This window comes from Streptomyces sp. NPDC088400, from assembly GCF_044753355.1.
Taxonomy (GTDB): domain Bacteria; phylum Actinomycetota; class Actinomycetes; order Streptomycetales; family Streptomycetaceae; genus Streptomyces.
In genome coordinates, this window is the sequence record NZ_JBIVMZ010000005.1 from 459,013 (window position 1) to 472,648 (window position 13,636).

General features: G+C 70.6%; 13 protein-coding genes. 5 read left to right on the forward strand and 8 right to left on the reverse strand.

Annotated elements, in window-relative coordinates:
* Nucleotides 1–66 precede the first annotated feature (66 nt).
* Together ACIQD6_RS16130 and ACIQD6_RS16135 are read right to left on the reverse strand one after the other, a co-directional pair.
* Nucleotides 67–795 carry an FMN reductase gene (locus ACIQD6_RS16130; protein WP_401882902.1) on the reverse strand — a complete coding sequence of 243 codons (729 nt, stop codon included), beginning with the start codon at nt 793–795 and terminating at the stop codon, nt 67–69.
* A gap of 83 nt (nt 796–878) precedes the next feature.
* Nucleotides 879–1,964: an LLM class flavin-dependent oxidoreductase gene (locus ACIQD6_RS16135; protein ID WP_401882695.1), complete on the reverse strand. Its 1,086-nt coding sequence runs from the start codon at nt 1,962–1,964 to the stop codon at nt 879–881.
* A gap of 308 nt (nt 1,965–2,272) precedes the next feature.
* Between ACIQD6_RS16135 and ACIQD6_RS16140 the strand changes: the two genes are divergently transcribed.
* Entirely contained in the window at nt 2,273–3,931 is a 1,659-nt protein-coding gene (locus tag ACIQD6_RS16140) for an alpha/beta hydrolase (protein ID WP_401882696.1), read from the forward strand.
* Nucleotides 3,932–4,045: 114 nt separating this feature from the next.
* A complete protein-coding gene (locus ACIQD6_RS16145; RefSeq protein WP_401882698.1) occupies nt 4,046–4,816 on the forward strand; it encodes a helix-turn-helix domain-containing protein in 771 nt (256 codons plus the stop codon).
* A 3-nt stretch (nt 4,817–4,819) separates the two neighbouring features.
* Here ACIQD6_RS16145 and ACIQD6_RS16150 read toward each other — a convergent pair whose 3' ends face one another.
* The 6 genes from ACIQD6_RS16150 to ACIQD6_RS16175 form a co-directional block, all read right to left on the reverse strand.
* Nucleotides 4,820–5,881: a threonine aldolase family protein gene (locus ACIQD6_RS16150; RefSeq protein WP_401882700.1), complete on the reverse strand. Its 1,062-nt coding sequence runs from the start codon at nt 5,879–5,881 to the stop codon at nt 4,820–4,822.
* 82 nt (nt 5,882–5,963) lie between these two features.
* On the reverse strand, nt 5,964–6,539 hold the full coding sequence (locus ACIQD6_RS16155; protein WP_401882702.1) for a helix-turn-helix domain-containing protein: 576 nt from the start codon (nt 6,537–6,539) through the stop codon (nt 5,964–5,966).
* Nucleotides 6,540–6,853: 314 nt separating this feature from the next.
* A complete protein-coding gene (locus tag ACIQD6_RS16160) occupies nt 6,854–7,339 on the reverse strand; it encodes a hypothetical protein (protein ID WP_401882704.1) in 486 nt (161 codons plus the stop codon).
* Between the two features lie 280 nt (nt 7,340–7,619).
* Nucleotides 7,620–8,513 carry a DNA-processing protein DprA gene (locus tag ACIQD6_RS16165; RefSeq protein WP_401882705.1) on the reverse strand — a complete coding sequence of 298 codons (894 nt, stop codon included), beginning with the start codon at nt 8,511–8,513 and terminating at the stop codon, nt 7,620–7,622.
* Nucleotides 8,514–8,610: 97 nt separating this feature from the next.
* Nucleotides 8,611–9,027, reverse strand: a complete 417-nt coding sequence (locus ACIQD6_RS16170) for a hypothetical protein (protein ID WP_401882707.1) — start codon at nt 9,025–9,027, stop codon at nt 8,611–8,613.
* Between the two features lie 61 nt (nt 9,028–9,088).
* Complete coding sequence (locus tag ACIQD6_RS16175) at nt 9,089–9,598, reverse strand: DUF5994 family protein (protein ID WP_401882709.1); 510 nt, start codon at nt 9,596–9,598, stop codon at nt 9,089–9,091.
* Between the two features lie 215 nt (nt 9,599–9,813).
* Between ACIQD6_RS16175 and ACIQD6_RS16180 the strand changes: the two genes are divergently transcribed.
* From ACIQD6_RS16180 to ACIQD6_RS16190, 3 genes are all read left to right on the forward strand, one after another.
* Entirely contained in the window at nt 9,814–10,041 is a 228-nt protein-coding gene (locus ACIQD6_RS16180) for a hypothetical protein (RefSeq protein ID WP_401882711.1), read from the forward strand.
* Nucleotides 10,042–10,121: 80 nt separating this feature from the next.
* On the forward strand, nt 10,122–11,702 hold the full coding sequence (locus ACIQD6_RS16185; protein ID WP_401882714.1) for a diaminobutyrate--2-oxoglutarate transaminase: 1,581 nt from the start codon (nt 10,122–10,124) through the stop codon (nt 11,700–11,702).
* 181 nt (nt 11,703–11,883) lie between these two features.
* Nucleotides 11,884–13,590, forward strand: a complete 1,707-nt coding sequence (locus tag ACIQD6_RS16190) for a pyridoxal phosphate-dependent decarboxylase family protein (RefSeq protein WP_401882717.1) — start codon at nt 11,884–11,886, stop codon at nt 13,588–13,590.
* Nucleotides 13,591–13,636 lie beyond the last annotated feature (46 nt).

A 13,636-nucleotide genomic window follows, 5' to 3' on the forward strand; every position in this document is an offset into this window, starting at 1 on the left:
GCCCGTCTACCGCCCACGAGTTGCTATCACGAGACCGCGTCGTCGTACCGAACGCCCGTCTGTGACCTACGCAGGCCTCGCGAGGTTCGCGAGGAGCTGCGCGAAGGGCACCACGTCGTCCACCGCATCGGCGTCAGCGGCGTCATCGGCCTCGTCCAGCTCGCCCGCCCCGCCCCTCGCCTGCCCGTCGGCCGCCGCCGCAGGCGTCCGGCCCCGCAGCAGACCGGCGAGTTCCCTGCCCGCCCGGTCGATCCGGGCCGGCAGCCCGCCCGCGTAGGCGTCGGCGCCCGTGCCCCAGTCGTCCGTCGCCGCGAAGACGGCGGTCGGCAGCGCCAGTGCGTGCAGGTACGCGAACAGCGGGCGCAGCGCGTGTTCCACGACGAGCGAGTGGCGCGCGGTGCCGCCGGTCGCGGCGAGCAGTACGGGCGTCCCGGTCAGCGCGTCCGGCTCGACCAGGTCGAAGAACGACTTGAACAGTCCGCTGTACGACGCCGCGAAGACCGGCGTCACCGCGATCAGGCCGTCCGCGCCGGTCACCGTGTCGAGTGCCGTGCGCAGCGCGGGTGAGGGGAAGCCGGTGACCAGGTTGTTCGCGATGTCGACGGCCAGATCGCGCAGTTCGACGACCGTGACCTCCACCTTGCGTTCCCCGGCGGCCAGTTCGCGGTCGGTCGTTTCCGCCAGCCGGTCGGCCAGCATCCGGGTCGAGGACGGCTTGCTGAGCCCGGCCGAGACGGCGACGAGCTTCAGCGGTGCGGTCGGTTCCGGGGTCGTGGTGGGCTCCAGCCGTGTCATCGGTTCCGGGGTCGTGGCCGGCTCCGGTCGAGCCGCCGGCTCCGGCCTCGTCGTCTCCTCCAGCCGCGTCGTCGGCTCCATGCTCAGGCCTCCTGCGTCGATGCCGATGAGGCGGCGGCCGGGTGCACCGGCCCTTCCGGGACCCCGGCGGGCCGCAGCGCCGCGAACTCCTTGCGCAGCACCGGTACGACCTCCTCGCCGAGCAGGTCCAGCTGTTCGAGCACCGTCTTCAGGGGAAGCCCCGCGTGGTCCATCAGGAACAGCTGCCGCTGGTAGTCGCCGAAGGAGTCGCGGAAGGTCAGCGTCTTCTCGATGACCTCCTGCGGGCTGCCCACGGTCAGCGGGGTCTGCTCGGTGAACTCCTCCAGCGAGGGCCCGTGCCCGTACACCGGCGCGTTGTCGAAGTACGGCCGGAACTCCCGTACCGCGTCCTGCGAGTTCCTCCGGATGAACGCCTGGCCGCCCAGGCCGACGATCGCCTGCTCCGGGGTGCCGTGCCCGTAGTGCGCGTACCGCTTGCGGTAGAGGCGGATCAGCTGCTGGAAGTGCTCCTTGGGCCAGAAGATGTTGTTGGCGAAGAAGCCGTCTCCGTAGAAGGCGGCCTGTTCGGCGATCTCGGGGGAGCGGATCGAGCCGTGCCAGACGAACGGCGGGGTGCCGTCCAGCGGCCGGGGCGTCGATGTGAAGCCCTGGAGGGGCGTACGGAACTTGCCCTCCCAGTCCACGATGTCCTCGCGCCACAGCCGGTGCAGCAGCGCGTACTTCTCGATCGCGAGCGGGATGCCCTGGCGGATGTCCTCGCCGAACCACGGATAGACCGGCCCGGTGTTGCCGCGCCCCATCATCAGGTCGACGCGCCCGTCGGCCAGGTGCTGGAGCATCGCGAAGTCCTCGGCGATCTTCACCGGGTCGTTCGTGGTGATCAGCGTGGTCGAGGTGGAGAGGATCAGCCGCTCGGTGGTGGCCGCGATGTGGCCGAGCATGGTGGTGGGGGAGGAGGGGACGAACGGCGGGTTGTGGTGCTCACCGGTGGCGAAGACGTCGAGACCGACCTCCTCGGCCTTCCGCGCGATGGCGACCATCGCCTTGATCCGCTCGTGCTCGGTCGGCGTACGTCCGGTGGTCGGGTCGGCCGTGACATCACCGACCGTGAAGATCCCGAACTGCATCGCGCTCACTCACCTCTCAGGCTCGAACCCGTCGAGGGACTCTCGACGGCCCATATAGTTGAATCTTAAACTGAAGCCTATAACGGTTGAGGGGTGGGTGGCTATTCCCGCGCCCGGGTGCCTCGGGCGGGTAGGGCCCGTCGCTGAAGGCCGTCGGTCCCCCAAAACTCATACAACTCGGGGACCACCCAGGGCTGTTGTGTCATTCCCAGGGCGGACGGAAGGTGCAGCCCGGCGGGGGATCCGCAGGCGTGGCGGTTCCTGAAAGATCTCTCCTGTCCGAACATGTGACCGGAAGGATCGAAATCGTGCGCAGAAGACGTCTCGCGCCCCTGTTGGCCGTGAGTGTCACGGCGACGCTGGCTCCCGCGCTCGCCACCTCGACGGCCACCGCCGCTCCGGCCGCCACCCCGTCGGCGGCCTCCTCACCCGTCTCCTCGCCCGCCGCCAAGGGCGCGCTGGACCGGTATGTGCAGCAGAAGCCGCAGTGGAAGCGGTGCGGTGCCGACTCTCCGGCGGAGTTCGAGTGCGCCACGATCAAGGTCCCGCTGGACTACCGGGCTCCCGAGGGCAAGCGGATCGACCTGGCCATATCCCGGATCAAGAGCACCGCGCCCGACAAGCGGCACGGGGTCCTGTTCTCCAACCCCGGCGGCCCCGGAGGGGCGGGCCTCTACATGCCGCTGGGGATGCGGGAGAGGCTCCCCGAGTCCGCACAGCAGAAGTACGACCTCATCGGCTTCGACCCGCGCGGTGTGGGAGAGAGCAGCCCGGTTTCCTGCGATCTGACGCCGGAGGAGGAGAACCCGCTGCGGCCGTACAAGGAGGAGACGTTCGACAAGGACGTCGCCTGGGCCCGCGACGTCGCGAACAAGTGCAAGGAGAAGTCGGGCGACACGCTCCCGCACATCACCACGCGCAACACCGCACGCGACATGGATCTGATCCGGGCGATCCTCGGCGAGAAGAAGATCTCGTACGTGGGTTACTCGTACGGCACCTACCTGGGTGCCGTCTACACCCAGCTCTTCCCGGGCCGGGCCGACCGGTTCGTGCTGGACAGCGCGGTCGACCCGGCACGCGCCTGGCGAGGGATGATCCAGTGGTGGGCGGAGGGCGCCGAGCCCGCGTTCGACCGGTGGACCGAGTGGACCGCCGAACGTTCCGAGAAGTACGGCCTCGGTGACACCCCGAAGAAGGTCGACCGGACCTTCTGGGACCTGGTCGCGCAGGCCGACGAGAAGCCCATCGAATTCGAGGGGCAGCCGGTCACCGGTGATGACATCCGCAGCGGTATGCGCGGGGCGATCTTCAGCCCGCAGTACGCCACCGAGGCGTTCGTGGAGCTGAAGAAGGCAGCGGAAGGCGAGCCTGCCTCCCTGAAGAAGCTCGCGCCGTTCGCCGGCTCCGAGAAGCCAGGTACGGCGGGCGCTGCCGCCGGTGCCGCCGAGGCGCCGGCCGACAACGGGACGGCGAGCTTCTGGACCGTGGTGTGCGGCGACAACTCGGCCGCGTGGTCCCGCGACCCCGAGAGCTACCGGCAGGACGCCATCGAGGACAAGGGCCGTTACCCGCTCTTCGGTGACTTCGCGTCCAGCATCAAGCCCTGCGCGTTCTGGGACAGGTCCGTGGAACCGGCGACCAAGGTCAACAACAAGGTCGGCGCCCTGGTCGTCCAGAACGAGTGGGACTCGCAGACCCCGCTGCCCAGCGGTCAGGCCCTGCACGCCGCCATGAAGGGCTCGAAGATGCTCACCGTCCTCGGCGGCGAGGGCCACGGCGTCTACCCGAACGGCAACGCGTGCACGGACGGCACGGTCACCGACTACCTGCTCACCGGCAAGCTCCCGGCGAAGGACGTGACCTGCGAGGCGACGGCCGACTCGAACGCGGAGGCACGGAAGAACCAGAAGCGGGACACGCTCCCCGGATCTCCGCTCCCGGAGCGCGCCCCGGACCGTTTCTGAGCCCGGTCACACGGCCCACTGCCGCATGACGCATTGCCGCAAGACCCGTTGAAGACGGGGCGGGACCTCCTGGCGGGGGCCCGCCCTGTCGTGCGCGCCGGAGTCGGAGGACTGGTGGAGCGCCTGCACCTTGCTGTCCCCCGCCTGCGGGTTTACCAGCAGGGAGCCCCGCATCTCGCCGCGCAGTGCCCCGAGGGCGAGGTCGCGATCGCCGCCGCGCTGCGGGAGTTGGAGACGCACGGCTATCTGGTGCGTACGCGGGAGCGCATCCCGGGTGGGCGCTGGGTGACGCGGACCGTCTCGTACGACATGCCACTGGCCGTGATGCCGACGTCGACGCCGACGGTGCCAACGCCGACGGTGCACGGACCGACGCCGAGACCCGAGCCCGTACGAACAGCCCCGGCCTCGCCGGAATCCGCGCCCGAACCCGAGCGTGCGCCCGAGTCCGCACCGGCAGTCGTCACCCCGCCCCCGCCTCCACCCCTTCCCGAGCCCGATCACCCCGATCTCACCCGTCACCGCACCGCCGCCGAACTGCTCGCCGGGCTTCGGCGGCACGAGCCGCGTCTGATCCTCTCCGCCCGTGACGTCGACCGTCTCGCGCCCGCCGTATCGGCCTGGCTGGAAAGGGGAGTTGAACCCGGTGCCGTGGAACTCGCCCTGACGGCTCTGCTGCCACCGGAGGGCGTCCGTCACCCGGCGGCGCTGCTCGGGCATCGGCTCACCGAACTGCTGCCGCCGCCCCTCCCGGCCGTACGGGCGGCACCGCGTGTCGATCCGCTGCAGAACTGCGACCGTTGCGATCGCGCCTTCCGCGCCCCCGAACCGGGCAACTGCCGCGCCTGCCGACCGGCGGACGACCCCCTGCGCGTCGCCGGGTGACGTTCAGCGGGTGTGGCGGCGGACCGCGTCGAGGAGCTGGTCGATGTCGTCGGCGCTGTGGGAGAAGGCGGTGACGAACCGGACGATCCCCGGTTCCCAGCGGTCGTGGTAGAAGGCGTAGCCCTCGGCGAGGAGTCCTTCGGTGACCTGCTGGGGCAGGCGGCAGAAGAGGATGTTGGCCTGTGGCGTGGCCAGCAGGCCGGTGCCGGGGATGGCCTTGAGGCCGTCGCCGAGCCGGGTGGCCATCGCGTTGGCCTGGCGGGCGTTGTGCAGCCACAGGCCGTCGGTGAGGTACGCGTCGATCTGGGCCGCGTGGAAGCGCATCTTGGAGGCGAGCTGGCCGGCGCGCTTGGCGCGGAAGGCGAGCTCGGTGGCGAGTGCGGGGTCGAAGGAGACGATGGCGTCGGCGGTCATCGCGCCGTTCTTGGTGGCGCCGAAGGACAGGACGTCGATGCCGGCCTTCCAGGTCATCTCGGCCGGGCCGACGCCGAGATGGTCCAGGGCGTTGGCGAAGCGCGCGCCGTCCATGTGGACGCGCAGTCCCGCGTCCTTGGCGATGGCGGAGAGGCGGCGGATCTCCTCCAGGGTGTAGACGCTGCCGCTTTCGGTGGCCTGGCTGATGCTCAGCGCGGACGGCTGCACGCTGTGCACGTCACCGGCCCGGCGGCGCACCGCCGCTTGTAGCGCTTCGGGGTCGATCTTGCTGTCGGGGCCCGGTACGCCGACGAGCTTGGCGCCGTTGGTGAAGAACTCCGGAGCGCCGCATTCGTCGTGGTTGATGTGGCTGTCGGGGTGAGAGAGCACGCTGCCCCACGGCGGGGTGACGGCGGCCAGGCTCAGGCCGTTGGCGGCGGACCCGGTGGAGACCGGGAAGACGTCGACGTCCCGCTCGAAGATCTCGCCGAGCCTGCGGCGGGCGCTGTCGGTGAAGGGGTCGTTGCCGTACGGCAGGACCTGCCCGGCGGCGGCGTCGGCGACGGCCTGGGCTATCCGCGGGGATGCCCCGGCCATGTTGTCGCTGATGAAGGCGCGACTGGAGGGGGTGATGGCGATGGTGGTGCTCATGAGGAGTCTTCCTTGGTCGCAGGTGCTTCGCAGGCTTGGCAGGCGTCTCCGGTGCTTCCTCCGGTGCTTCCTCTGGTACTTCTCAGGTGCTGATGGGGGAGGCGAAGACGACGGTGATGTCCACTTCCTGGGCGCCGGTGCGGTAGAAGTGCGGGGCGTCCCCGGCGAAGGCGAGCATGTCGCCGGGGCCCAGCTCCTGCGGGGCGTCGACGGGACCGGCGGTGACGTGCCCGGTGGCGATGAGCAGGTGCTCGATCGTGCCGGTGGCGTGCGGGACGCCGGGCAGCTCCGTCTCGGGCGGAATGCGCAGCCGCCAGATCTCCAGGCTGTTGCCGCTGCTGATGCGGCGCAGCAGTTCGCGGGAGACCTCGCCGGGCTCGATGTCCGTGCCCGGCCGGAAGACCGGCCCGGTGTCGGCGTCACGCGCCAGCAGGTCGGCGATCGGGATGCGCAGGGCGATCGCGATCGCGTCCAGGGTGTCGATCGTCGGATTGCCGTTGCCGGCCTCCAACTGCGACAGCGTGGCCTTGCTCAGCCCGGCGCGCCGGGCCATCTCCGCTGCGCTCATGCCGCGCTGCTGGCGGCGCAGCCGGATCTTCGCACCGACTGCGGCCGCCGTACTGCTCACCGGCCGGCGGCCGGACGGCGGGGGAGTCATCAGCGGCTCCTGTGCGTTGCGGTGCGGGAGTCGTCGAGGCAGGCGCCGGCCTGTGCGCCTACCCGGAGAGCATTGATTGAGTGAACCATGCGTTCACTATACCGAACCAATCAAGGTAGTGAACGTCTCGTTCGGTTTGGTGAACGTCCTGATCATGATCGAGCCTGATCGTGATCGTGATCGAGGGGAGGTGATTGCGCATGCTGCGCATCCAGGAAAGTGACAACTGCCGCAGCGGACGCCGGATTTACTGTGGCAGCGCCGAAATGCGCCCCTCGACGGCCCGCCGCCGGGTGACGGTGGCGACGGCTGGGTCAGCCATGATGCCCGTTCCTCAGCGCGCAGATATTCCAGTCGTAGCGGCGCGACCTGGCCTGTTCGACATGTGCGGCGGTGTCGCCGTAGGTGCCGTTGAGATGGCGCCCCAGGACTACGACGGCCACGCGGCTCGCTCCCGCTGACTTCAGAGCTGCGGCGGCGGACTGGGCGTGTCCGCCGGTGGTCCAGGTGTCATCGATGAGGAGCACCGTCTCGCGGTTACGCAGGGCTGCGGAGGTGTAGCGGGCGGGCGAGGCTTCGCGCCCGAGCGTGGCAGCGTTCGCCGTCGGGATGAGGAGGTCGCGGTAGCGGTTGCGGGTGGCACCGGACATCTCGGCCACTATGGCGCGCAGCGGGTGCTCGGTGCGGCCGCTGGTACTGGGCACGATGGTGACCGTATCGAAGCGTGGTACGGCGCTGTACGCGGCGATGCATGCCTCGTGGATGGCGAGGAACCGCCACAGCACGGCAGTCAGCCCCATGCGGAAGTGCTGCCGCTGAGGTCCCTGAGCGTTCTTGTACCGCCATAACTCGTTGGCGTACTGACCATGCTTGAGAGCGAGGCTGACCGGTACGACCACGTCCGCGACGCCGGGTCCGAGGGTCTTGGCGGCCTGTAAGCAGGGCCAGCAGGTGGGATATCCGGGGTTGGCGGGGCCATGGCATACCTGGCAGATGCACGGACCGGGTGCCAGGGGATGAATGAGGAAGTTGGAGTACCGGGCCGACAGCCCGACGACGGATACCACCGGGCGCCCGTTCTTATGCCCAGGTGAGCTCGCCCGCGGTGGGGACGAGCGAGCCGAGTTCGCTGAAGACGTCGTCGGGGCCGTCGATGATCGTGGTATTGGGCCGGGTCGCGTACTCCCGTGCCCATTCATGGACCATCAGCGACCGCATGAGGAAGACCCGCCGCCCGTGCTCCAGCGCCAGACGTGCCTGCATTCGGGCGCCGCTGCGGTAGGCCGCCTCCACCACGACGGTGGCCAGGCTGAAGCCGCTCATGACCGCATTCCGCATCGGAAATGACGTCTTGGAGGGTGGGGCGTCGGGCCAGAACTGTGAGAGCACGAGCCCGCGCTCGGCGATCTCCTGCTGGAGTCGGGCATTCTGTGCCGGGTACGAGCGGCGCAGGCCGGTCCCGATGACGGCTGCTGTCCGCCCGCCCACGGCCAGCGCTGTGCCATGCGCCGCCGTGTCGATGCCTGCGGCGAGGCCGCTGACGACGGTGACGCCTCGCTCGGCGAGCCCGCCCGCGATGGCTCGCGCGTGGGCGACGCCTTCAGGGGTGGGTGTGCGTGTGCCGACCACAGCCACCCGGAGCTCTTCCTCCACGGCCTCCACTGCGGCGCCTCGCAGGAACAGGAACGGTGGCCGCTGGTGCACCAGGCGCAGATAGAGCGGGTAGTCCTCGTCGAGGATCGTGACCAGCCGCATGCCCTCCCGCTCCCAGGCGGCGATCTCGGCGGCGACGGTGTCCAGGTCGGCTGTGGGACCGGTGTCGAACAAGGCTCCCTGCCCTGAGGCGTCGAGCGCGCTCTCCAGTACATCTCGGGCGCTGCCGACCGACTCGACCTGGTCTGTGATCTCCGGCCAAGAGCGCTCGCCTCGCCGAAGGAGGGTGACGAGCGCGGCTCGCTCAAGCTCTTGGTCCATCTGCTCAGTATAGGGAGAGGCCCACGTCCCGACCGGCGGAGCTTGTGGATCTCAAGCCCGGTGTGATCTCAAGCCTGGTGTTACGTGTCGTGGCAGATCAGGGCGCGGACCCTTGTCCGGGGCCCGTACCTGTGCTGCCTGTGCTGCTTGTGCTCGTACTGCCCGTGTCCGTACCGCTTCCGTGTTTGCCGTGGCTGTGGGTGGTGCGGTGGGCCCACGGGCTGCGGAATCGGAGGCGGTTCCAGTAGTGGCCGTGGCTTCCGTCCTGGTATGCGCGGTGCGCGCCGTGGGCGCGGTGGGCGCCGTGGGCGCGGTGGGCGCCGTGGTCCGGGGGTTCGCCGTGGAGGGCGCGGGCGGCGGCTCGGTTCTGGGGGTCCCAGAGGGTCCGGCCGTATGTGTGCGTGGCGATGCTCTGCCGGTGTTGCCCGTTGAGCATGTGGATCACTACGTATCCCGCCGCGATGAGAGCCACGATCACCACTGCGGTGAGTGCGTCGGTGAGTACGTTCTCCATGAAGGTCTGTGCCTCCTCCGTCGGTTCCGTCCCGCGTCCTGTTGTTCCCCGGACCTGCTCCTTACTCCTCGTTCTTCATCAGAGCGCTCGCCGTGAGCAGATTCGCCGGATCCGAGGCCGCCCTCATCAGCCGGGCCGCCGTGGCCGGTGCGGTCTCCGGGGGGATCACCAGCAGGTCCCAGCGGCCCTCGGAGTACGAGCGCAGAATCACCTTGTGCTGGTCCTGCTCGGCCATGAACCACCCCACATGCAGGACCCGCCCGGCCACGTGGACCTTGCGTGGAACGACCGGCCAGTGGGTGGGGTTGACCAGGGCGCGGGTGATCCGGCCCTGCGGTCCGTCCATGGCGGCGGTCAGCGCGGGGAGTTCCACCGCGAGGTCACGGGACCGGGGCCACCAGGCGCCGTCGAGCGCGCCCGTGCTCCGGCCGCCCGGTGCCAGCGTCAGGCGCGGCGGTTCCGCGGATACGTCCGGCCGGTCCGCCGACAGATCCGGCTGGGCGCGGACGGGGATCTTCGGGGCGTCCGGGCCCTCGTCCGAGTTGGTGAGGAGTGTGAGAGTGGTCGTCATCAGACTGACCCGCCTCCGGGCTCGACGCGATGGAGCCCGGTGTTGTGGAACTCCGGGAACGACACCGGCATGGCAGCGGGTGTACGAAATGCCCCTCGGTACGTCCAGGGTACGCCGACGGGGCCCCGGTGCGGCCGGAAAGTAACCGTGGGTATATCGGGCGCTTGGTGTCCACTCAGGAAATCATTAGGTTAGGCTTACCTAAGATTCTGGCGGTGCTGGCCAGGTTGTCGGTCGTGCCGTCCAGTCTGTCCAGTTGGAGGGGCTGTGTTGGAGGGGGCCGTGCCGATACCGAACATCACGACGGCGGCAGCGGTGACGGGGCCGGACCGGCGGTCACCGGCAACGAGACCGTGCTCGCCGCCCACATCGAATACGGGTTCGATCTCGCGGGTCGGGCGGCGCCGCGCCCCGGCCGGTGGGCGCGTCTGACGATCATGTGACCGTTCGGCACTGTCCGGCGCAGGTGCATCGGCCATTCGCCCGCTACGCGTCAACTCGGCATAGGTGCAAGCTGTTTGGCATGCCCCAGATCTGTGCCGCCCCCTATTCCGAACCCCGTTCGGTGCCGCACGGCACTCCCTCTTCCGCTCACAGTCTTTCCGCCCGCCCCGTCGCCCACCGCAGTTCCGCCCACCACCCCGAGGTCGAACCAGCCGTGTCCGCCCACCTCCCGCCCTCCGCCGAGTCGCTCTCGAACCCGGAGTCCCGCGCAGCGGGCATTCTGGTACGACAGCACGCCCGGGAATCCTCGGCACGTACGTACGCCCGTTCCTTCCCGATCGTCCCGGCCCGCGCCGAGGGCATGACGGTCGAGGGGACCGACGGCCGCCGCTATCTCGACTGCCTCTCCGGCGCCGGGACGCTCGCCCTCGGGCACAACCATCCCGTCGTACTGGAGGCCGTCCGGCGCACGTTGGACAGCGGGGCGCCCCTGCACGTACTCGACCTGGCGACACCGGAGAAGGACGACTTCACCGACGCGCTCTTCGCGACCCTGCCGCCGGCCTTCGCGGACCGCGCCCGGATCCACTTCTGCGGACCCGCCGGTACGGACGCGGTGGAGGCGGCGTTGAAGCTGACGCAGACCGCGACCGGGCGCCGGGGGCTGCTCGCGTTCACCGGGGCGTACCACGGCATGACCGCCGGGGCGCTGGCCGCGACCGGTTCGGTCGCGGTCAAGGAGCCGGTTTTCGCGGGGAGTTCGGCCGAGGTGACCCGGCTGCCGTATCCGTACACGTACCGCTGCCCGTTCGGAGTCGGCGGCGAGCGTGGCGCCGAACTGTCCGCCACGTACACGGAACGGCTTCTCGACGATCCGTCGGGCGGTGTCGTACGGCCCGCCGCGATGATCCTCGAAGCGGTGCAGGGCGAGGGCGGCGCGGTGCCCGCACCGGACGGGTGGCTGCGCGAGATGCGGCGGATCACGAGCGAGCGGGAGATCCCGCTGATCGTGGACGAGGTGCAGACGGGCGTCGGGCGTACGGGCGCGTTCTGGGCGGTCGAACACAGCGGGATCGTGCCGGACGTGATGGTGATGTCGAAGGCCATCGGCGGGAGTCTGCCGCTGGCGGTGATCGTGTACGACGAGGAGTACGACGGCTGGCTGCCCGGCGCCCACACGGGCACGTTCCGGGGCAACACGCTGGCGATGGCCGCCGGTGCGGCGACGCTGCGGTACGTGGCCCGGGAGGGGCTGGCCGAGCGCGCCGCGATCGTCGGCGCGCGGATGACGGCGCGTCTGGAGGGGCTGCGCTCGCGGCTGCCGGTGATCGGCGATGTCCGGGGACGCGGCCTCATGATCGGAGTGGAACTAGTCGACCCGGAGGGCCCGGTGGACTCCTGCGGCGCCCATCCGTACGCCCCGGAACTCGCGGAACGGGTCCGCTCGGGCTGTCTCGACCGAGGCCTGATCGTCGAACTCGGCGGGCGCTTCGGTGCCACGGTCCGGCTGCTCCCGCCGCTCGTCATCACGGACGAACAGGCGGAAGCGGTGCTGGACCGGCTGACGGACGCGATCGCCGAGGCGCAGGGCCTGACGGATGGTCAGGGGCTGGGGCTGGGGCTGGGGCTGGGGCTGGGGCGGCGTGGTGGACGTGCGTGACGTGCGTGACGTGCGCGATGTGGTGGACGGGGGCGACCTGGTGGGCGTGAGCGGAGCAGCTGACGTGGGCAACGCAGTGGGCGAAACAGCGGACGGGTTGAATGGGATGGCTGAGTTGGCCGGGTTGGATGGTTTGGTTGGGGTAGATGAGTTGACCGGTGTAGATGGGACAGATGAGGTCATGAGCCAGGTGTTGCGGGAGATCGGCTCAATTCGTCCGGGACCAGGACCGGGATCTGGGCCGGGACCGGGATCTGGGCCGGGGGCTGGTGTGGGGGCCGGGCCGTTGGCGACCGAGCTGTCCGGCGGGGTCGACGGGCCCCACGCCCTGGAGCCCCTGATCGCCACGGTGCTGCACGCCCTGGCCAGGGGCGCCAAGCGACGCGGCGGCCCCATCGCCGACGGGCAGCCGGAGGAGATCGCGGCGGCCGTCGCGGAGGTGTTCGGCGGGTCGACTGCTGTCGGCGGGTCGTCCGCTGCTGCCGGTTCATTCGCTGCCGGTTCGTCCGCTGCCACCGGGGCGACTGCCGTCACCGGTTCCTCCGCCGCCACCGGGGCGTCCGCCCTGGACCGGCTCACCGAACTCCTCGCCCACGGCAGCGCCGACCCCGCCGACGCGGCCTGCGCCGCCCATCTGCACTGCCCGCCCCTCGCGGTCGCCGTCGCCGCCGATCTCGCGGTCTCCGCGCTCAACCCGTCCCAGGACTCCTGGGACCAGGCCCCCGCCGCCACGGCTCTGGAGACCATGCTGCTCCGGGAGTTGGCGGAGCTCGTCGGGTACGACCCCGACCGGGCCGCCGGCGTGCTGACCTCCGGCGGTACGGAGTCGAACCTGATGGGCCTGATGCTCGCCAGGGACCGGGTCCTCGGCGCGGCTACGGGACAGCAGATCGAGCTGAGCGGCATGCCGGACGCGGCACCGGGCGCCGGCACGTTCCATGCGGGCCGCCCGAGCCCCCGTCCCCGTATCCTCGCCTCCGCCGCCGCCCACTTCTCCGTACAGCGCGCCGCCGCCCTCCTCGGGCTCGGCGAGGACGCGGTACTGCCGGTCCCCGTCGACCACGAACAGCGCATGGAACCGGACGCGTTGGCCGCCGTCCTCGACGGCTGCGCCGAGCGCGGGGAGCTGCCGGTCGCGATCGTCGCCACGGCCGGCACCACCGACACCGGAGCCATCGACCCGCTGCGCGCCTGCGCGGCGCTGGCCGCCGAGCACGGCGCCTGGCTGCATGTGGACGCGGCGTATGGCGGCGGCGCCCTGCTCTCCGACCAGCTCGCACCGCTCCTGGACGGCCTCGAACTCGCCGACTCCGTCTCCCTCGACTGGCACAAACTCGGCTGGCAGCCCGCCGCCGCCGGCATCTTCCTGGTGCGGCACTCGGAGACGTACGCCTCACTCGCGCGGCGGGCCGTCTACCTGAACCCCGCCGACGACGAGGAGGCCGGTTACCCGAGCCTGCTCGGCCTGTCGCTGCGTACGACGCGCCGCGCCGACGCCTTCAAGATCGCGGTGACGCTGCGGACGCTGGGCAAGGAGGGGCTGGGCCGGCTGGTCGACGCCTGCCGTGACCTGGCGGTGTCGGGCGCCCGGACCGTACGGGAACACCCCCGGCTGGAACTGCACTGCGAACCGGTCCTGACGGCCTTCCTGTTCCGCTACCTGCCCGACGACGCGTCGCGCGCCGACGAGATCAACGCAGCGCTGCGCCGACGGCTGCTGCGCGAGGGCCGCGCCGTCGTCGGGCGTACGGAACTCCCCGGCGAGGGCCCGGGGCGCGTACGCCTGAAGCTCACCCTCCTCAATCCGCACACCACGCGGGACGAGGTGGAGCGGCTGCTGCTCGCGGTCGTGTCGGCGGGCCACGCGGAGGAGGCAGGCACGCCGTGAACCCGCACGAGGCCGGTCGGGCCGGTGTCTCGCATGCTTCCGACAT